This window comes from Bradyrhizobium sp. Ghvi, assembly GCF_900115265.1.
GTDB lineage: Bacteria > Pseudomonadota > Alphaproteobacteria > Rhizobiales > Xanthobacteraceae > Bradyrhizobium.
In genome coordinates this window covers 62220-80762 of record NZ_FOVU01000015.1, presented here as the reverse complement: position 1 = coordinate 80762, position 18543 = coordinate 62220, and the positions used below count along the sequence as shown (strand labels likewise).

General features: G+C 58.7%; 15 protein-coding genes. 9 read left to right on the top strand and 6 right to left on the bottom strand.

From position 1 onward, the window contains the following. The first annotated feature begins 239 nt into the window (after nucleotides 1-239). From nifH to BM374_RS33555, 7 genes are all read left to right on the top strand, one after another. Complete coding sequence (nifH, locus tag BM374_RS33590; RefSeq protein ID WP_026202218.1) at nucleotides 240-1124, top strand: nitrogenase iron protein; 885 nt, start codon at nucleotides 240-242, stop codon at nucleotides 1122-1124. A 146-nt stretch (nucleotides 1125-1270) separates the two neighbouring features. Beyond that, nucleotides 1271-2062, top strand: a complete 792-nt coding sequence (locus BM374_RS33585) for a nitrogen fixation protein NifQ (protein ID WP_092302660.1) — start codon at nucleotides 1271-1273, stop codon at nucleotides 2060-2062. A gap of 300 nt (nucleotides 2063-2362) precedes the next feature. Then, nucleotides 2363-3550 (top strand): homocitrate synthase, encoded by a 1188-nt coding sequence (nifV, locus tag BM374_RS33580; RefSeq protein WP_092302743.1) that lies wholly within the window; start codon nucleotides 2363-2365, stop codon nucleotides 3548-3550. Between the two features lie 481 nt (nucleotides 3551-4031). After that, a complete protein-coding gene (gene nifW / locus BM374_RS33575) occupies nucleotides 4032-4373 on the top strand; it encodes a nitrogenase stabilizing/protective protein NifW (protein ID WP_092302658.1) in 342 nt (113 codons plus the stop codon). Between the two features lie 1007 nt (nucleotides 4374-5380). Further along, nucleotides 5381-6490, top strand: coding sequence for an electron transfer flavoprotein subunit alpha/FixB family protein (locus BM374_RS33565; RefSeq protein ID WP_092302657.1), 1110 nt, complete (start codon nucleotides 5381-5383; stop codon nucleotides 6488-6490). A gap of 11 nt (nucleotides 6491-6501) precedes the next feature. Continuing rightward, nucleotides 6502-7809, top strand: coding sequence for an FAD-dependent oxidoreductase (locus BM374_RS33560; protein WP_092302741.1), 1308 nt, complete (start codon nucleotides 6502-6504; stop codon nucleotides 7807-7809). A gap of 38 nt (nucleotides 7810-7847) precedes the next feature. Further along, a complete protein-coding gene (locus BM374_RS33555) occupies nucleotides 7848-8144 on the top strand; it encodes a ferredoxin family protein (RefSeq protein ID WP_092302655.1) in 297 nt (98 codons plus the stop codon). A 236-nt stretch (nucleotides 8145-8380) separates the two neighbouring features. On the opposite strand, the gene ahpD is transcribed toward BM374_RS33555, so the two are convergent. The 6 genes from ahpD to BM374_RS33520 form a co-directional block, all read right to left on the bottom strand. Next, complete coding sequence (gene ahpD, locus BM374_RS33550; RefSeq protein ID WP_092302653.1) at nucleotides 8381-8929, bottom strand: alkylhydroperoxidase, AhpD family; 549 nt, start codon at nucleotides 8927-8929, stop codon at nucleotides 8381-8383. A 6-nt stretch (nucleotides 8930-8935) separates the two neighbouring features. After that, nucleotides 8936-9490, bottom strand: coding sequence for a peroxiredoxin (locus BM374_RS33545; protein ID WP_092302651.1), 555 nt, complete (start codon nucleotides 9488-9490; stop codon nucleotides 8936-8938). A gap of 558 nt (nucleotides 9491-10048) precedes the next feature. Beyond that, a complete protein-coding gene (locus BM374_RS40350; RefSeq protein WP_092302649.1) occupies nucleotides 10049-10558 on the bottom strand; it encodes a DUF2478 domain-containing protein in 510 nt (169 codons plus the stop codon). Between the two features lie 15 nt (nucleotides 10559-10573). Continuing rightward, nucleotides 10574-11698, bottom strand: coding sequence for a molybdenum ABC transporter ATP-binding protein (modC, locus tag BM374_RS33535; protein WP_092302739.1), 1125 nt, complete (start codon nucleotides 11696-11698; stop codon nucleotides 10574-10576). A 34-nt stretch (nucleotides 11699-11732) separates the two neighbouring features. After that, a complete protein-coding gene (locus BM374_RS33530) occupies nucleotides 11733-12212 on the bottom strand; it encodes a hypothetical protein (RefSeq protein WP_092302647.1) in 480 nt (159 codons plus the stop codon). Nucleotides 12213-14175: 1963 nt separating this feature from the next. Continuing rightward, nucleotides 14176-14469 carry a hypothetical protein gene (locus BM374_RS33520; RefSeq protein ID WP_244552793.1) on the bottom strand — a complete coding sequence of 98 codons (294 nt, stop codon included), beginning with the start codon at nucleotides 14467-14469 and terminating at the stop codon, nucleotides 14176-14178. Nucleotides 14470-15835: 1366 nt separating this feature from the next. Here BM374_RS33520 and BM374_RS33515 point away from each other — a divergent pair. After that, nucleotides 15836-16081, top strand: a complete 246-nt coding sequence (locus tag BM374_RS33515) for a hypothetical protein (protein ID WP_244552792.1) — start codon at nucleotides 15836-15838, stop codon at nucleotides 16079-16081. 774 nt (nucleotides 16082-16855) lie between these two features. Further along, the gene (locus BM374_RS33510; protein ID WP_092302643.1) at nucleotides 16856-18502 is read left to right on the top strand and encodes an NEL-type E3 ubiquitin ligase domain-containing protein; all 1647 of its coding nucleotides are present in this window, start codon (nucleotides 16856-16858) and stop codon (nucleotides 18500-18502) included. The last annotated feature ends 41 nt before the right edge of the window (nucleotides 18503-18543 follow it).

Sequence of the window (18543 nt, the reverse complement as noted above, 5' to 3'; positions counted from 1 at the left end):
TACTCACCGGGTAGGTGGTTTTCAGAAACGTAATCAGGAGCTTAAGGAGCGCAGTCAAGCGTTGGCACGGCTGTTGCTACTAAGCGGCAGCAACACTGAGTGAGGGCTGAGTGCACGCCGACGCGTAAAACGAGCGTGCGCTCCTTCCCTTGAACCTGTGTGCCCCCGTTTCTGAGAGAGAAACAAGCTCGCGCGCAAGAAGCACGCAACTTTTGGCAAATCGGTTGATGGAGAGCAACATGTCTTCACTGAGGCAAATCGCGTTCTACGGGAAGGGCGGCATCGGCAAGTCGACTACCTCGCAGAACACGCTGGCGGCGCTGGCCGAGATGGGTCAGAAAATCCTGATTGTAGGGTGCGATCCGAAAGCGGACTCGACGCGCCTGATTCTGCACGCCAAGGCGCAAGACACGATTTTGAGCCTGGCAGCGAGCGCAGGCAGCGTGGAGGACCTCGAGCTCGAGGACGTCATGAAGGTCGGCTACAAGGACATTCGCTGCGTGGAGTCCGGTGGTCCCGAGCCGGGTGTCGGCTGCGCCGGCCGCGGCGTCATTACTTCGATCAATTTCCTGGAGGAGAACGGCGCCTACGAAAACATTGACTATGTCTCATACGACGTGCTCGGCGACGTCGTTTGCGGTGGCTTTGCGATGCCGATCCGCGAGAACAAGGCGCAGGAAATCTATATCGTGATGTCCGGTGAAATGATGGCGATGTATGCCGCGAACAACATTTCCAAGGGCATCCTGAAATACGCAAACTCTGGCGGCGTGCGGCTGGGCGGTCTGATCTGCAATGAGCGGCAGACCGACAAGGAGCTGGAGCTGGCTGAAGCGTTGGCCAAGAAGCTAGGCACTCAGCTGATCTACTTCGTGCCGCGCGACAACGTGGTGCAGCATGCCGAGTTACGCCGCATGACGGTGCTGGAATATGCACCGGATTCCAAGCAGGCCGATCACTATCGCAATCTTGCAACCAAGGTTCACAACAATGGCGGCAAAGGCATCATCCCGACCCCGATTTCCATGGACGAGCTCGAGGACATGCTGATGGAGCATGGCATTATGAAGCCCGTGGACGAATCCATCGTCGGCAAGACCGCCGCCGAACTCGCGGCCTCGTAAAGGTCGCGAGTCGCGGCCTTGTGAAGGCGCGCGACGGATGCCGGTCTCCCCCGTCGATCCCCGGAGGCCGGCATTCTGACGTTCGACCCCTGATCAAAACCAGGATGCGGCAGCGCAAGCCTTAGCATTGTGGAACTCGCAAAATTATGTTCGAAGCGCACTTCCTTCCGTCGATGGCTGCTTGTGCCGTTGATGCCAACAGCCAGATGCACAGGGGAATTGCAACCTACCGCCGGCTCACCGGTGTGCCTCCTGCAGATGCCGATATTGTCATTGACAGCAATTTCGATTGCCATGTCCTGGCGTCTATCTTGGCGGCTGCCACAATGGATGGTGGCTCACTTCCCGAAAAGGTCGGCCTGTCCGGCCCTGAACTGGCGGCCTTGCTGGAGCAGCACTTTCCCCCGCTTGAGATCAAGGTCGCGGAGCAGCTCTCGGCTTTCAAGTGCGAAGAGGACGACGAGATCGCAATGCTGCGCGATCTCTTGCTCAAGCAACGCTCGACCGAAGGGGATATCGGCCGGTGGCTGGCTGCGATGATTGCGCGACGCGCCATTGAGCCGGACCATTTGTGGGAAGCTCTCGGTTTGCGCAATCGCGCCGAACTCTCCAGGCTGCTGAGCCGCCATTTCGCGCCCCTCGCCGCGCGCAATGTCAACAATATGCGCTGGAAGCGCTTCTTCTACCGCATGCTTTGCGAGGATGAAGGCCTCGTGATGTGCACAACACCCGTGTGTACGCAATGTGTCGACTTCAACCTCTGCTTCGGCGAAGAAAGCGGTGAGAGCCGCATGGCCGAGCGCCGGCGCGATTTTCTGTTGCAGACGGCTGGGCCGGTCGTTGCCGGCGGCTGGCCATCTGAACTGCCACAAGGGTCCGCGATCGCCCCGTCATCCGAGAAGGCCTTGCCGGGTTTGGTAAGCCGCGCGGGAGGTTGAGGGCGCGGCTGAGGCCGTTTCGATGCGAGCGAGTGACCATGTGTCCAAGGTGGCGGCAGGGTCCAAGTGCTCCGCGACAATTCTCGGTAACCAGGCGCGCGGCAATTTCCCTTAGCGTTCGAACTCGGCGTGGCAGCAGGCAAGGCGTCCGCTTCATGAAGCCTGTCGCATTTGCATCCATTTGCTGAAGAGGGGGCGAGGACCGAAGCGTTAGCTTCGTCCGTGGGTTGCCTGGGTCGACGGGCTGGCACGCTGGTTGCTGAAGCTTAGGTAGGTCAAACAATGAGGAGCTATAGCGTGATTGCCGCCAGCACCGCCGCCAAATCGTCTTGGTCCGACCAGGTGCGCGCCAAGCCCACCGTGCTCAACGACACGACATTACGCGACGGCGAGCAGGCACCTGGCGTTGCGTTCACCACAGAGGAAAAGCTGGCGATCGCGCAGGCGCTGGCGCGGGCCGGAGTCACGGAGATCGAGGCGGGAACGCCGGCGATGGGCAACGAGGAAATTGCCGCCATTCGGGCCATTGTCGAAGCAGATCTTCCGCTGACCACCATAGGCTGGTGCCGGATGCGGGAATCGGATGTCGACGCGGCGATCGAAGCAAAGGTGTCCATGATCAATATCTCGACCCCGACCTCCGATGTCCAGATCGCGGCCAAGCTAGGTGGTCATCCCGATCTGGCGCTGGAACGGGTCAAGCGAGTGGTAGGCTATGCCTGTGCGCGCGGACTTGACGTCGCCGTGGGTGGTGAGGACTCCTCCCGCGCCGACATCGATTTTCTCGTCAGACTGATGGAAACGGCAAAAGCCGCGGGCGCGCGTCGCTTTCGTATTGCAGATACGCTCAGTGTGCTCGATCCCGACGCAACCTACGCGCTGGTCAGGGATTTGCGTGCGACCACCGATCTCGAACTCGAATTTCACGGTCACGATGATCTCGGACTCGCAACCGCCAACACCCTGTCCGCTATCAAGGCTGGCGTGAGCCACGCCTCAGTGACCGTCATCGGGCTGGGCGAGCGGGCCGGAAATGCCCCGCTCGAGGAAATCGCGGTCGCACTCAAGCAGCTCTACGGGCGCGAGACCGGCATCATACTCCCGGAGCTCGAGAACGTCGCCGCGGTGGTAGCAGCCGCGGCCGCACGTGCGATTCCTATGAACAAGGCCATCGTCGGAGAGCATGTATTTACGCATGAATCCGGCATTCATGTCGATGGCCTTTTGAAGGATCAACGCACCTATCAATCGCTTGATCCCGTTTCGCTTGGCCGGTGCCACCGGTTTGTGATCGGCAAGCATTCCGGACTTCGGGCGATCACCGCGTTACTCGATGAACTGCAGCTCGTCGCCAGCGCCGATCAAGCCAGACAGATTCTGTCGCAAGTCCGCAAATATGCCACCGAGCACAAGCGCCCGGTCGAGCACGAAACCGTAGCGGCGATCTGGCGCGACGTGTGCGGATGTCTGGCAACCCACCCCGCGTGAAAAGCCGTGTCCAACAGCATTTGCGTCGACCATGCGCAAACCGACGCGCCGAAAGGACGGTGTCCTATAGCGCTGGTGGGCGCGAACTTGCGTCCAGCTTTCGCAATGTCAGATCCCCTCGCGCGATCTCACCTCCAGATCTTACTTGCCGTTCCACCATACATGCTGTGATCTCCTACCCAATGGCGAGCTGTCCCACCGATTGCCAATCGGCGTCGTTTCGCGCGGCTGAATTCCGGCCACGCGACCGTCCTGACGAGCGTCAACCTCGATCGTGGTTGGGCGTTCATCCCGGATCTTCAAAGGAACTGACGCCGTCACCGGCGGACCTGCCGATCTGGAGCAGCGAAGTTGAGAGGGCACCGCTTTCGGGAGTCAGGCTTTGCCGATGCGGACAGCAGTGCGAGGCAGGACGGCAGCAGTCAACAGAAGCTGCCCCATCTCGTTAAACGTCCAGAGCTAATCCGAAGGAGGATTTTCGATGATCAACTCACCCCCGGCAGCCGGTATCCTGGATCGGCTCAGCAAGGCCTCGTCGGCAGAGGATTTTTTTTCGCTGCTTGGCGTCGATTACGACGCTAAAATCGTGAATGTCGCGCGCCTTCACATCTTAAAGCGTATGGGACAATATCTTGCAAAAGAGCAATTTGTCGGTGCCGCAGAGCCGGAAATCAGAGCTCGGTGCAAGGCGATGCTGGAGCAGGCCTATGCCGATTTCGTGGCATCGTCACCGATCGACCAACGAGTGTTCAAGGTTTTGAAGGATGCCGTCGCAGACCCTAAGAAGGCGGCGGCCTTTGTCCCGTTGAGTGAGCTGAAGTGAGCTAGCGTTCCACTGCAAGCAAGGTGTGCCCGACGGGGCGACGTGGCAACCCGATGTGCGGCCTTCGTCCTTGTCCGGGTCAACTCTCTGCAGCCATCCCGCCGAGCGGCGGCTGTCGTATTCCCGACCCATGTCTGAACTGGTCGTGTCTACGGTATCAGCGTATTTCAAGTGTCTGCCAAACCATCACTTTCGACTGACTTTCAATGGTTTTTGCAACTGGTACGACACTTGCTGTTGTCCTGCCGATCCGATCATCGATGCCGACAGATCGTAGTCGTCCGAGATGAGGTTGAAGGAAGACCCATGATGCTGCTTTTCGTGCCTGCCGAGCCCTGCGTCATCATTCGTGGCCTACGATCTCGCCGGGTCCGTTCGAAACGGTCTTTGATGCGATCGAGGCTCCGTATGGACCGTGAGATGGTGGTCAATGGATAAGTCGCCCGTTCGCGCTACACCTGGAGAGGGTATGCACAGCGAAGTCCGCATCAAATCGGCTCCCGGTTCCGCTCAGATTTGTTTCTATCTCATGGCGGATAGCAACGTGCGTCAGGAAGAGGGCCAACGTCGGCCTATACGGGCTATCCGCGCCGGAGGCTCGGCATGAATTGCGTGACAGGTGCGTTGCCTGAATCGCCCTCGTCGTCACAGTCAATGTGGAGCCGCTGGGCCAAAAGTGAGGCGCAGGTATTGCGCAGCGAACGGACTTGCCGAATCAGGCATGGAAACGAACGGTCAGAATCACCGCGGCACCCTGGCCGCCGAGGTGCCGTTCGTCGAACGCGGCGCGCAAGTGTTCAGAGTGCGCAAGTGTTCAGAGTGGAAGACCTCGCCAAATCCGGCCGGACCAGTACGTCTATCGCGATGACGCGTCTTGTTGTGAGGCCTCCTACCAAGCATTCGGGGCCGAGCAGCCGGCTCCTTGCCGACCAAAAGTGATCTTCAGCTGACGAAGCCAAAAAGCAACCTGTGCGCGGGCGCGCCTATCTTTCAGGGGAATCTAGAGTATGAGCAATGTCACTAGAACGGCTATGCCGGCGGCGTCCGGCCGCGCAGCAGCCAAAAAAGAACTGCCGGAGCACTTCAAGGCGTACAAGCACGTCTGGGTCTTCGTCGAGCTGGAGCGCAGCCAGGTTCATCCGGTTTCCTGGGAGCTCATGGGTGCCGGGCGCAGGCTTGCCGATAGGCTAAAGGTGAATCTTGCCGCCGTCGTTATCGGCCCGGAGGGGCAGCACACACGTAACGCCGCGCTTGACGCATTTTGTTATGGCGCCGATCTGGCCTATCTCGTGAGCGACAATGTTTTGTCGGATTACCGCAACGAATCCTACACCAAAGCGCTAACCGAACTCGTCAACACCTACAAGCCCGAGATCCTACTGTTGGGGGCGACGACGCTCGGTCGCGATCTCGCAGGTTCCGTGGCGACGACCCTGTCGACGGGGCTCACTGCCGACTGCACCGCGCTGGACGTCGACGCCGATGGTTCGCTTGCGGCGACGCGTCCGACCTTTGGCGGCTCGCTGCTCTGCACGATCTATACCTTGAATTATCGTCCGCAAATGGCAACCGTCCGCCCGCGGGTCATGCCGATGCCTGAGCGCGTCGTACGCGATGCCGCTCGTATCATCGTCCATCCGCTCGGCCTTCTTGAAGATGACATTGTTACAAAAGTATTATCGTTCCTACCCGACCGTGATGCAGAAACCTCCAATCTGGCCTATGCCGATGTCGTGGTCGCCGGTGGCCTGGGACTTGGATCGCCTGAGAACTTTCGGTTGGTGCGCGAGCTCGCAACTCTGCTTGGCGCTGAATATGGCTGCTCGCGCCCTCTGGTACAAAAAGGATGGGTTACGTCTGACCGGCAAATCGGCCAGACGGGCAAAACCATCCGGCCCAAGCTCTATATTGCCGCGGGCATTTCCGGCGCGATCCAGCACCGGGTTGGCGTGGAGGGTGCGGATCTGATCGTCGCCGTCAACACTGACAAGAACGCTCCGATCTTCGACTTCGCCCATCTCGCGATCGTCAGTGACGCCATCCAATTGCTACCGGCGCTGACGGCCGCATTTCGCGCCCGGCTTTTGCCGAGTTCGCGCGCCCGGATCGCGGTCTAGAGGAGATGATGATGATTGACGAGAGATTCGATGCGATCGTGGTCGGAGCGGGTATGGCCGGCAACGCGGCGGCATTGACCATGGCCAAAGGCGGCATGAAAGTGCTGCAGCTCGAGCGGGGCGAATATCCAGGATCGAAGAATGTGCAGGGCGCCATCCTCTATGCCGATATGATGGAAAAGCTGGTGCCGGAGTTTCGAGAGGAGGCGCCGCTCGAGCGTCATCTGATTGAGCAGCGGTTCTGGATGATGGACGATCGCTCCCATGTCGGAATGCATTACCGTTCAGACGACTTCAACGAGGAACGGCCGAACCGGTACACGATTATACGCGCCCAGTTTGACAAATGGTTCTCTTCCAAGGTGCGGGAGGCTGGCGCGACCGTGCTGTGCGAGACGACCGTCACTGAGCTCGTCCGGGACGAGCGCGAAAGGATCGTCGGTGTTCGTACAGATCGCCGCGACGGCGAAATACATGCCGATGTCGTCGTGCTGGCCGAGGGGGTCAATGGGCTGCTCGGGACGCGCGCGGGCCTGCGCGCGCGGCCGACACCCGATAACGTTGCGCTCGCGGTGAAGGAGATGCACTTCTTGCCTCGCGAGACTATCGAGGCGCGCTTCAATCTCAAGGGCGATGAAGGCGTCGTGATCGAGGCGGCCGGTACTATTTCCCGCGGCATGACCGGTATGGGTTTCATCTATGCCAACAAAGAGTGCATTTCGCTCGGCATCGGTTGTCTCGTCGCCGACTTCCAGCGCACGGGCCAGACGCCCTACGGCCTGCTCGATCAATTCAAGAGCCATCCCTCGGTGGCGCCCCTCATAGCAGGGTCCGAAGTCAAGGAGTATTCAGCCCATCTCATTCCTGAAGGCGGGTACAAGTCGATCCCGCAGCTTTATGGGGAAGGCTGGGTCGTGGTGGGCGATGCGGCCCAACTCAACAATGCCATTCATCGTGAGGGCTCCAATCTTGCGATGACTTCCGGCCGCATCGCCGCCGAAGCGATAGGTCTGGTAAAATCGCGCGGCGAGCCGATGAGTGCAACAAACCTGTCGATCTACAAGAAGATGCTGGACGATTCCTTCGTCATCAAAGATCTAAAGAAGTACAAGGATTTGCCGCCCCTGATGCATACCTACTCACAAAACTTCTTTCTCACCTATCCACAGCTCATCTCCAAGGCGATGCAAAACTTTGTGCGCGTCGATGGTACGCCCAAGGCTGAGAAGGAGAAGGCGACCCTGAAATCGTTTGTCAAGGCGCGGTCATGGACAGGTCTGTTTGGCGATGCTTGTCGTTTTGCCCGGGCGTGGCGCTGACCGCGACATGATGAACCTCAACAATGGAAGGTCAATGCATGAATGCCGAACCCCGAGTGCGCGTCGAAGACAAGCTGTATTACAACCGCTATCTTGTCGACGTCGGTCACCCTCACGTCAAGGTGCGTGCGCACACCACCCCATCGCCGCAGCTACTTGCACTCTTGAAAGCCTGCCCCGCGCGATGCTACGAACTTAACGACGAGGGCCAGGTCGAGATAACAGTTGACGGCTGCATTGAGTGCGGTACCTGCCGCGTGATCGCCGAGCCTACGGGCGACATTCAATGGAGCCATCCGCGCGGCGGATATGGAGTCCTGTTCAAGTTTGGATGATGTTGGAACGAAGACCGTGGTGCGACCGGCGTTACGGGATGGGGTCTCACCGCATCTGTGGCGCATTCCGCGTCACTTGCACGGCGCCTGGAATTCGAGCAAGACACTCTTTCGTGCGGACGCCGCGCAAGACAGGACATTGCAAATGTCCCGCTGGTTCGGGAGTCGCGAAGGACTGGTTGTGGCGTCACTGAACGGCGCCACAACGCCGGTCGATCGGATGGCAGAGGAAAGGATCAGCCCCTCGCCTGAGAGGGGTTGGGTCCAGCAGCCTCGATTGCCATCGCCACTGACTGCATGATCGCGGCAAAGCGCACGGCAGTCTGGATCGTTTCGGAATTGACCCCCGCGGCTCTCAGTGTTTTCTCATGGGCATCGATGCACGCACCGCAGCCGTTTATGGCGGAGACGGCAAGCGACCACAGCTCGAAATCTGACTTGTCCACGCCGGGATTGCCGATCACGTTCATTCGCAGCCGTGGCGGCATCGTCTTGTATTCCGGGTTGGAAACGAGGTGAACAAAGCGGTAGTAGACGTTGTTCATTGCCATCAGGGAGGCTGCGGCTTTCGCTGCGGCAATCGCTACCGATGTCATGACAGCGGACGCAGCCGATTCCATCGCGGCAATCAAGGCTGCATTGCGGGTGGCAATCGCGCTCGCCAGCAGCAGCCCGTATTTTCGCTGTGGCGAGAGCGTCTCATCGGCCACCAAGGAGGTCAGGTTAAGCCTGACATCCTTCGCGAAATCGGGAATCCTGTCGCTTAGTTGTTCGATCGAAGACATGCTGCCTCAAGCAACCTTCAAGGTTTCGCCGCCGATTTCGCGGTTGCAGGGACAGAGCTCGTCGGTTTGCAGCGCGTCCAGAACCCGGAGCGTGTCCTTAGGACTGCGCCCGACACTTAGATTCGTCGCATAAACGTGCTGGATCGTATTTTGGGGGTCGACAATAAAGGTGTAACGATAGGCAACCCCTTCGGGTGAACGTACGCCAAGACCATCGACAAGCGTTCCCTTTGTGTCGGCAAACTGCCAGATTGGCAGTTTATGCAGGTCAACATGGGAACGCCGCCAAGCGAGCTTGCAGAACTCGTTGTCGGTCGAACCACCCAGCACAACCGCATCGCGGTCGGCGAATTCCTTGGAAAGCCGGGCAAACTCAGCGATCTCTGTCGGGCACACGAAGGTAAAATCCTTGGGATAGAAGAAGATGATCTTCCATTTTCCTGGAAAGCTCGCGTCGGTCAGCGTCTCGAATGCGCTCTGTCCTCCTTCTTCCTGCACTTGAAAACCTGGCTTCACGCCTGTGATTTCGAACGGCGGCAACTGACTTCCAACTCCGAGCATGCTGTCCTCACAAACTTGCTTTCTGTAGATGGTGGCTTCACTGTTGAAGCAAGCTATATGCCATCCGTTCTCAGGAGTAGATTCCAGCGGCTTTGATAAAGGCATGCCCGCGCGCTTGGAGCGTCGATCAGCGAGAAATCTGTAGCCAAGCTCCCTTCCCACAGTCTTGTACGCGGGCGCTGGCCAGGCGGTTGGCGGGGACACGGCAACCAGACCTGAATCTTAGCAATCTCCTAGTCGACGGGCGAACCGACTGAGGGGATGATATCGGCTTGAACTGGTTAGCGCGTGCAGCTGGTTGAACTGCGACGTCTCGCCGTCGAAGGTTCGAAGGCACGTTCGCGAGGAATCACCTGGCACGGAGCGTGGGAGCGGACGCCGGTGCTAAGGCTGTTTTCGGGGGCGAAAGAGCCTGATGCGCGATTTCGGAGACGACGTGCTCGACAGTCTTACTGTCGTCACCAAGCGGTCCGGGTCTCCAAATAAAAGCAGCTGGTGCTGACGCTGCGCGCCGCGCGCGTTGAGATCTCGCGCCATTACTGCTCCCAGAATTGACGATCACAAGCGGTAGCGTGCCACCGCCCGGGGTGAAGCTTCGCCAGTCGGCAAGGAATTTCTGCAACGACTGTCAGTACTGATAGGCCCAACGAATTCGGCGCGCAGGGCCCGGCCGTCGGCTTCTTGTTTGGCGAATTTATTTATCACGAGAAGATCGATCTTGTTGCGAAGTGCCTGGGAAAGGACAGCTGCGGCCTCGGCAAGCCCATTTGTATCGAGATTATAGGACAGAGCTCCGGCTGCCGAGTGGCTGGGAAATCGAGATCTCTTGTCCTGTCGCAACGTCAATTGCGAGCATGACGTGCGTGCCATTTGCGCGCCTCGCGTCTTGCTGCACGATGCCGCCGACGCGGACGGCTTTCTGCGCATATCCTGAGCGAAATCGGCGAGTAGCCGATCCACATCGTCTTTCGGACGGTAGCGAATAGCCCCGACACTATTCGGATCTATCGCGTCCAAATTATCGATCGCGGACGGGTTCCTTTTGATGTGTTTCTCGTATCCGGGCACAGCTGTCGAACGCTCTCATGCGGACCGTGGCAGGCATTGCAAGTACCGATCGGCAGCCGCGAACGGAACGGCGCGCGCGACCTCGGCAAACACGTCCGCTCCATTGCTGAGCCGCAGCGCATCAAAGGAGCGGCGCGTGATGCGCGCCAAAAGCGGCACGCCAGAACGGCCAGTTTCAAGAGCCAGAACCAAGGTGACCTCCGCCTCGCCGAACGGCAGAGAGCCTTTGATGCGTGCCGGGAATACATTGAGGATAGAGCTTGTACGTGGTGGCGCGCACGCAATGCTGACGTCGCTGGCTGCGATGCGCAGCCGCAGCTGCGCGCCCGGTCTAAGCGGCACTCCAGGGATTGCAAGGCGCGCTCGGTTGAGGCGAAGCATGATCAGCCCATAGCGTCCGTCATAGCCGCCGACCAAGGTATCAAGACAGACTGCCGCTTCGCCGCGCCTGGCAAGCACCGGATCGCTCTGAACGACATTGAGCGGCCCGGCCGAAGTCACCACGCCATCTTTCATCATGACAAGATGATCGGCCAAACGCTCGATATCAGCGATATCGTCGCTTATGTAGATCATCGGCAACGGGAGCGTTTCCCGCATGCGCTCGAGAAATGGCAGGATCTCGCGTTTGGCGGAGCGGTCGAGCACAATGAGTGGATCGTCCAGCAAAAGTAGCCGAGGCTGGCCTAACAGTGCGCTGCCAAGGGCAAGTCGCTGCCGCTCGGCCGCGGAAAGATGTGATGGCGAACGCTCGAGCAGTGGCGCCAAGGCGAGCAATTCGACTACACCATCAAAATCGATCAGTGTCGGTGTCGATTGTGACGCCCTATAGAGTAGGGTGCGCCGTACAGACCAATGAGCAAGGGGAATTGGTGGTCGGAATACATATGCGACGGGACGCCGATGAGGTGGTCGAAACGTCGTCTCATCCTGCCAAATCTCTCCATCGACTGCACAAAAACCGATCGGCAGACGCTGTACACCAGCGATGCAGCGCGCGAGTGTGGTCTTGCCGCACCCGGGCGGACCAAAAATTGCTGTGACGCCTTTGGCTGGCAGGCTGAATTGCGCATCTAGCGGAATGTTTTCGAGAGAGCCGTTGAAGGCCACCTCGATATAGCCCGTTCTTGCTTCTCTCATGAACCTGCGCCTGTGCGGTATCTTCTTGTCCAAGTCACGAGCACAATCGCTGCAATAGAGATGATGGCCATGCCTCCGATAATCCGGCCTGTGCCGCTCGTGCACGGCTTCTCTGCTCGCATGATGGCATAAGGTGTGACGGCGGACTGCAGATCTGTGTTAAGATCAGAGGCTTCTTGAGGATCTCCGCGCCACGAGGATCGTGACAATCGGATGCTGCCCTGTGCGCTTGCCAATGAGAGGCAAAGCGCCTGTCGAGCAGCGCGAGGTTCTCAGCCTGCTTGGCCGCCCCGACGGCTTCTGCTGAATGTGCAAGTTGCGCGGCTCGAGAGATTTGGTGGTCAAGATGTCGGGAGCTGAATAATCGCTCAGAGCCGGAGATCCGCATCAAGGATCCCACAGCTTTGGTAGTCGATTTGAGGTTTGCGCTGGGAGCCATGATCATGGCCTCTGCATTCTCGGGTGCGAGCAGCATCAAGGCCAGGTCGATCAGGATGAATCGGATAAACTTCATTGGAACTCCGGCTCCGGCGCTACAGCTTCCTTGGCGGAGACTGGCTGATCCCTACCCAGCAATCGGCGTGCCGTTTCGAGGAATACCTGCGTGTCTTAGCGGCGAGAGAGGCTTTTATCGGCCTCTACTCGGGTCTTAAATCGCCGCATCTTATTGTAGGGCTTTGGACGCTCGCGTCACCTACCGCACATGCCGAGCTACGAGATGGAAGCTGAGGATGTTCCATCGCCTCTTGGATTGGAGATGGTGCTTTGGCGAACATGCGGCCGTAGAACTCGTCAATGATGCACAAATTCATGCCATCCGATTTGGCGAACCTTCCGACGTGCGCGCAGGAGAAGGTCGGCTGCCGGGCGCTTGGAAAAAAGGGCTCATGTAAGCTTGACATGCTGCGCCCTCCAGCTAGGGAAAGCGTCTTCGTCGCAGCACCGGTTGCGGGCGCATTTCAGGGCGACCGGGCTTTTCTTTGCAACGCGAGGTGGCCCAGGATTGACCTGCCCAGGATAGATAATTTGACAGGCTCCTAAGGAATTCTTGCGTCAGCGACGAACGGGTTGGGACTCGAGGCGCACAATTTGGGCCTGCTGATGCTCCAGCTTGGACCGCGACATCGCCTGATTTCGCTGCGGCAGCGCTATATCCCTCGCTAATCACAACGTGCTTGTCGCTATCGTGAAGGCCTATTTGTCTAAGGAGGGCTTTGGGGTTGCAGTGGTGCGCGTGGGCAGTATCGGGTAATCGATCTTTGGCAGCTGCCCCGTGAGCGAATTCAGACGCTCAAAGTGCTTGAATCGACCGTGGCGTCAGGTTGTAGCGTTGCGAAGCAGAACGCCGTATTGGGAGCCAGCATCGCCACTCAAGCGCTAAACGACCGATCTCTGTTGTATCTCGGTCTTCGCAATCAGCGTGCTGCGCGTGACGGAACGGTGATCGGGAGCCCGTAAGCATTGCGTCGGCGCCCGCAACAGCGAGACAGTGGCAGCCGAGGCGGCCCAAATCCGATAAACAGATTATGCTCGCGGCGCAGAGAACAATAGTGAAGGTTATGCGGCTTAAGAGAGGTTTGGTGAATCAAGAGCGACGAATCGACTGGACTCGCAATGCGCATCACTGTGCAGCCGCCCTCGCCGCGATCGTAATCGCAGCGACGTGGTGCACAGGATACGCTCGCGCGCGAGATCGACGGGCCGAGGAAGTCTTGTTGTCGTGCAGACCAGACGTGATCCGCTTCTGTGACCGCTTTACAGGGCGTAGCGATGCCGACGTAGCCATGTTTTGTCTTAGAGATAATTTCAAAAACTTGCGCGGCGCATGCCGCCGCATGGTGCCAACCGCGGCGGAGAGAAACGATGGAGCGAGACGGCATCTCAACAGGCTTCCGGTCGTCCTTCATCGCGAGTGAGGCGTCCGAGCGGCAGTTGCAGAAATCGAGCGCAGTGAGGTAGTCAGCCGGAGTTTGGCCAGCTTGGTGGCCGAAAGTCGATCGGGCTGGACCATCATCCTGGCGAGCCGCTATTCATCCATCAGGGCCATTGAGCTCCGTGAATCGATCGGCCTCGATCAGCGATCGGTAGTGCGCCCACGCGTCTTACAAGGTTGTAATGTGCTCTGAACTTCGATTTCGTCTGCAGCAGCTGCGATTTATCCTGCGCTGCAGCCATTCGCCCACTTTGAGGCCGTCGTGAGATTGCCATCGCCTCGCTGTAACTGGTCGGAAGGACAATCTGCGTAAACTGTGGTGGTTACGGCCGGACATCTGCAGTAATCCGTGCTGCCCATCAATCTATGGCGTTGTGGCCCGCAACCAAGTATTTTCCGGCAGATGACTAAATCGGCTATCGTTGGCAAAGATCGCCGGCGTGTTAGCATTGGAGGTTTGCTCCATCGCGGTCTTCCAGCTGGAGATTAGCTTGGTCTCGACTGCGGGGCTCAAGGGAGAGATAGAGCTAGGAAACCTTGTTTGTTAGCCGCCAGTCGACTTCCCGAAGGAACCGCTGGATGCCATTGCGGCGTTCTCGATGCGCGCTTCAGGCGAGTCGCTTCGCCCGATCGTGATGCTCTTGGCCGAATACACTTTAGGGCTCAAGGTCAAAGGAAACGCCGTCGACAAGAGCCGTTCAAAGGCAGAAAGCTGTTCAAGCAGACGCTTCTCAACGGCCTTGCGCTCAGGTAGGTCCTTTTTAAGAGATCGACGGTGGCGCCAGATTTCGTTCCGCAGCCATCTGATCTCACTTAATGTATCATCAATTGATGTCATCACAGATGTAGTTCACTTTGTCCCTGGAGTGTCAAGCACGGCGATCGTCACCCGCGGTACTACCCGGCATTCGCAATGGCTTATCCGATAAATAGTTTATGGGCGCGGTGAACCACATCAACAAGGCCATGGGCACGATTGTTTGAGGAAGGTGAGCCGGCCTGACTGCGATCCCTGGGACGCGACACCCAATCAAAGAAACGCACGCGCCCGGGTTGGGATCTTTTCAATCCGAGGCAAATGTCGGCTAGACGCAGTGTCGAGCCAAATGAGCATTCTACGGACATCGATTGCTATCGGCATCCACTGTACACAGTCGGCCTCAGAAAACCGATTTAATGGCTTGAATCTGACGCTGCGACAGGGTCTAGGCTTGCCGATGCGTATAAGATAAAGGCCCGCTTGGCAGGCGTTTATGGCGCATCGCAAAATTGAGATCGATGGGGCGGCCTGCTGATTGCCAGCTTTTGGGCGATGGCCAGGAAAGCCATTTGCATCGTCGGCACGGGGCACCGGACCAGCCATTGTCAAGTACGCTGACTAGTTGAAGTCTCAAGATGGCAAGGATGATGGAGTGATAGGCAGCAGAACATGGCTAACCTCAGCCGTAATCTGTTTTTAGCGGTCCAGCGAAAGCGCGCTCAGTGAACAGCCGCACTCGCAAGCAAATCCAACGGAATAGACGGTTCTTATCCGGCAAGAGGCGATGACCGGCAGCACTGATCGCCGCACAGAGCGCTGCGGTGGGGGCTTATGTCCCTTTCCAGGCAGCCTCACGAGGGCACTAGGCGAAATCGATCGCGCCAGCGAATCGTTGAATTCTCAGCAGTGGTGTTCACGCGCGACGAGCAATTGCGCAACGCCGACCATTCGGTGTTCCTGCAAAAGGCGGCGGCTGAATGTCGATCTAGATTTCTGCCGAGTTTTCAGAAAAGCATCCGCGCAGGAAGATCGTGGGGCTACGCCACGACTTGCAACGCGTTGAGCCGAAAGGCCGGAGCTCAGGCCGGCCGAGACGTTTGCGAGAGAATAGTTTCTCGTGTATCGCACTTGACGACGTTCTGCTTGGGAAGGTGGGAATTAGGGGCGCTTTCCATATTTGCAGCATCATTCGGTCGGCACTCCAAAAGAGCGGAATGCCGCCGTGGAGCTATAACAATCGTGCAACTCTCGCTATCTAAAGCCGTGCGCCCTGTGCTGAGGAGAAGCGGTCCGAGCAGTGAGGTAACCGACCAAATAGGTCTCTCGATCGCAGCGTTCAACGGGCATGAAGCTGCAGTGTCGAAGTCACTATCCTTCGAAGCGACACTGTGGCGATGATGGCCAAAGATTACAGAACTGAACAAAAAATCAGAAGGACTAGGTCTTGAGCGAGGCGGAGAATGACGTCGTCGAGCACATGCTCTCGTCATTGACGACCAGCTTGTTGCAGAATCGTATTGCGCCCTCTCACGAGCAGGTGATGCTTCATTTGGGGTTAGCCTGCGAAAGAGCGGGACTGATCGCGACGGAGGAGATAGCAATACGGATCTTGACGCGTGTTTCACGCGAGATCAACGAGGCACAGTCGATGCTCGAGTTCATTGGTCGCGGCGCGGATCGACTACATTGAGCTCGACATACAAAAGCTCTGTGTCGCACCAGTGCAGATGCATCTGTTCGATCATTCGGTCGAACGAAGGGGCAAGTGCCGCCTCATCAGCGCTTGCCCGTCGAGATGTGTAACGGTGAGCCGAGGCGGGGGCCGTCTTCGTGGCTGATGCCAGAATGGCTGGGAACTCGTCATCGGGAAATTTAGCGAGCCCGTGTTGTTAACCTCGGGTGCGCGCTGCGTCTCGTAGCCAAGGCCGAGCGGCGTTAGGCGCGATGGGCTGCAAACTATTTATATCAGCTATTTTGCGTAAGCGTTTGAACGCAGCGGGAAGTGGCGCCTCGCCGCAAGCGACAGCAAAGTTGCCGGCCTAAGCGTCCCGCTGCCGGCGTGCCGGCACCCGGCCCCAGTCGGCCCAGCTCGAAGTGATTTGTCTGCGGAGCGCTGAGCTAAACTTGAGAAATTGATGAGGCCGTCCGGTTTCCTCGCTCCGCGCTCCGTCAGCTTATCGACAGCTGGTTCTCCTATAGCATGAACGTCGCTCTTGCTGGTAGGCCCGGCTCAACGGGCGTAGATCTGACAGGGGAATATCAACCGATCCACGAGCGAGACTTCGCCTGGGTTCGCTGCACCCTCTGAAGTTACTCGATAGCACTCGCAGCAGCGATTCGTGCCAGCGGTGCGTGAGACCTCATTGCAGTTAGCCCGTGGAGCGTCATTCATGGCGGGGTTGCCGGTTCTAGATGCGCCGCCCCGGCGCGTTCGCTTCATCTTGCTACAGAAGAGACAACATCCATGAATGCAGAACAGCTTGGCACTGGTACTCCTTCCGCAACTTCCGCTTCGGAAAGCTCCGAACCGGGCTCTGCGGCTGCATCGCAGTGGGGAGAGGCCGTGACGGACGTGCAGGCGTGCGCTGCCGAGGCGGCTGCCTCGCAGGAGGAGGTGCTGGCGGACTGGGCTGCCGAAGACGGGCAGGGGCAAGATGAGGACCGGCAACAGGCGGTCAGTCGAACGAGGGCTTGGCGTGGCACGGGTGATCTCAATGAGCCGCTAGATCTGTCGTCTCTGTCGCTGACCGCCTTGTCGGCGTCCATTCTGGCCTGGTTGCGCCGCCTGAATGTGGACAACAATCAGCTGACCAGCCTGCCCGAACCCCTTCCAGCAACGCTTCAGGAGTTGGACGCTAGCGGTAACCGCCTGACCCACCTGCCCGACCTTCCAGCCGGGCTCCAGCGTCTGAACGTCGACTACAATCAGCTGACGAACCTGCCCGAGCCCCTTCCGGCTGAGCTCGAATGGCTCAGCGCCAGCCACAACCGGCTAACCAGCCTACCTGAGACGGTCCCGCCCGAGCTGCTGTGGCTCGGCGCCAGCAACAACCAGCTGACCAGCGTGCCGGAGACCCTGCTGACGCAGCTAAGCCGTGACTCGAGCGTTGATCTGGAGAATAATCCACTCGCCGATTGGGTGCAGGCCGGCCTGGCAACAGCGATGCATGCCGGACACTATTCCGGTCCGCAGGTTTTCTTCTCGACGGCGGATGGCGCGGTGGAAGTTCAGCCGCGATCCCTCCAAGAGGTTGCCGCGGACTGGCTCGAGGGCGAGCCCACGGCAATGGCGACTTGGCAGCACTTCGCCCATGAAGCGGGGGCCGCGGACTATGCACGCTTCCTCGACAGGCTCCGGGGCACCGTGAACTATGGCAACGAGACGTTCCGCCAGGCCGTCGCCGAAGATTTGGGGCAGGCAGCGGTCAGGCCGCGTTTGCGCAAGCAATATTTCGAGTTGGCTTCGGGAGCGAGCGAGAGCTGCGAAGATCGCATTACTTTGACCTGGAACGGGATGCAGACCGCACGTCTGAACGCTGATGTCGAGGACGGCGTCTATGACGGGCGGCTGGGCGAACTGCTCCAACACGGCCGCGTCATGTTTCGCTTGGAAGCGCTGGACGGAATCGCGCGCGAGAGGGTCAACTCGCTTCGTCGCGCCGATCCCGACGCGAACGTCGATGAAATCGAGGTCTACCTTGCCTACCAGACCCAGCTGCGCGACCCACTCGAGCTAAGGCACATTGCTCCCGACATGCGCTTCATGAACGTCTCTCACGTGACCAAGAACGATGTGGCCAGCGCCGAGGCATCGGTGCGGAGTCAGGAAGCGGCGGAATTTCCGGACTATCTGGCAACGCGCTGGCAACCATGGGAAAGCGTGGTGAGGCGCATCGCGCCCGAAGATTATGCTGCCATGCAGGAGCGGCTCGTCGACGCAATGGGCGAAGAGTTTCAAACCCGTCTGCATCTCCGACTGGCCGAGGAAGGTTTGACAGGCGATGCCGATGCCGAGCGGGTGCTCGGGGCCCAGATCCGAAACGAGATCGCCCGCGAGATCAAAAGCGCGGTCATGCACCAGGTGCTCGGGAAACTCGGCCTTGATCTATGAGCCTCCTGGGATAAGGACCGTCGATCCGCCTAGCCGCCAAG

What these genes read in the sequence shown, in the direction of transcription:
- BM374_RS33545 (WP_092302651.1), bottom strand. Translation starts at nt 9,490, where the DNA reads ATGCTCGGAGTTGGAAGTCAGTTGCCGCCGTTCGAAATCACAGGCGTG.
- nifH (WP_026202218.1), top strand. Translation starts at nt 240, where the DNA reads ATGTCTTCACTGAGGCAAATCGCGTTCTACGGGAAGGGCGGCATCGGC.
- BM374_RS33510 (WP_092302643.1), top strand. Translation starts at nt 16,856, where the DNA reads ATGAATGCAGAACAGCTTGGCACTGGTACTCCTTCCGCAACTTCCGCT.
- BM374_RS33520 (WP_244552793.1), bottom strand. Translation starts at nt 14,469, where the DNA reads ATGACATCAATTGATGATACATTAAGTGAGATCAGATGGCTGCGGAAC.
- BM374_RS33565 (WP_092302657.1), top strand. Translation starts at nt 5,381, where the DNA reads ATGAGCAATGTCACTAGAACGGCTATGCCGGCGGCGTCCGGCCGCGCA.
- modC (WP_092302739.1), bottom strand. Translation starts at nt 11,698, where the DNA reads ATGAGAGAAGCAAGAACGGGCTATATCGAGGTGGCCTTCAACGGCTCT.
- BM374_RS33530 (WP_092302647.1), bottom strand. Translation starts at nt 12,212, where the DNA reads ATGAAGTTTATCCGATTCATCCTGATCGACCTGGCCTTGATGCTGCTC.
- BM374_RS33560 (WP_092302741.1), top strand. Translation starts at nt 6,502, where the DNA reads ATGATTGACGAGAGATTCGATGCGATCGTGGTCGGAGCGGGTATGGCC.
- nifW (WP_092302658.1), top strand. Translation starts at nt 4,032, where the DNA reads ATGATCAACTCACCCCCGGCAGCCGGTATCCTGGATCGGCTCAGCAAG.
- ahpD (WP_092302653.1), bottom strand. Translation starts at nt 8,929, where the DNA reads ATGTCTTCGATCGAACAACTAAGCGACAGGATTCCCGATTTCGCGAAG.
- BM374_RS33555 (WP_092302655.1), top strand. Translation starts at nt 7,848, where the DNA reads ATGAATGCCGAACCCCGAGTGCGCGTCGAAGACAAGCTGTATTACAAC.
- BM374_RS33585 (WP_092302660.1), top strand. Translation starts at nt 1,271, where the DNA reads ATGTTCGAAGCGCACTTCCTTCCGTCGATGGCTGCTTGTGCCGTTGAT.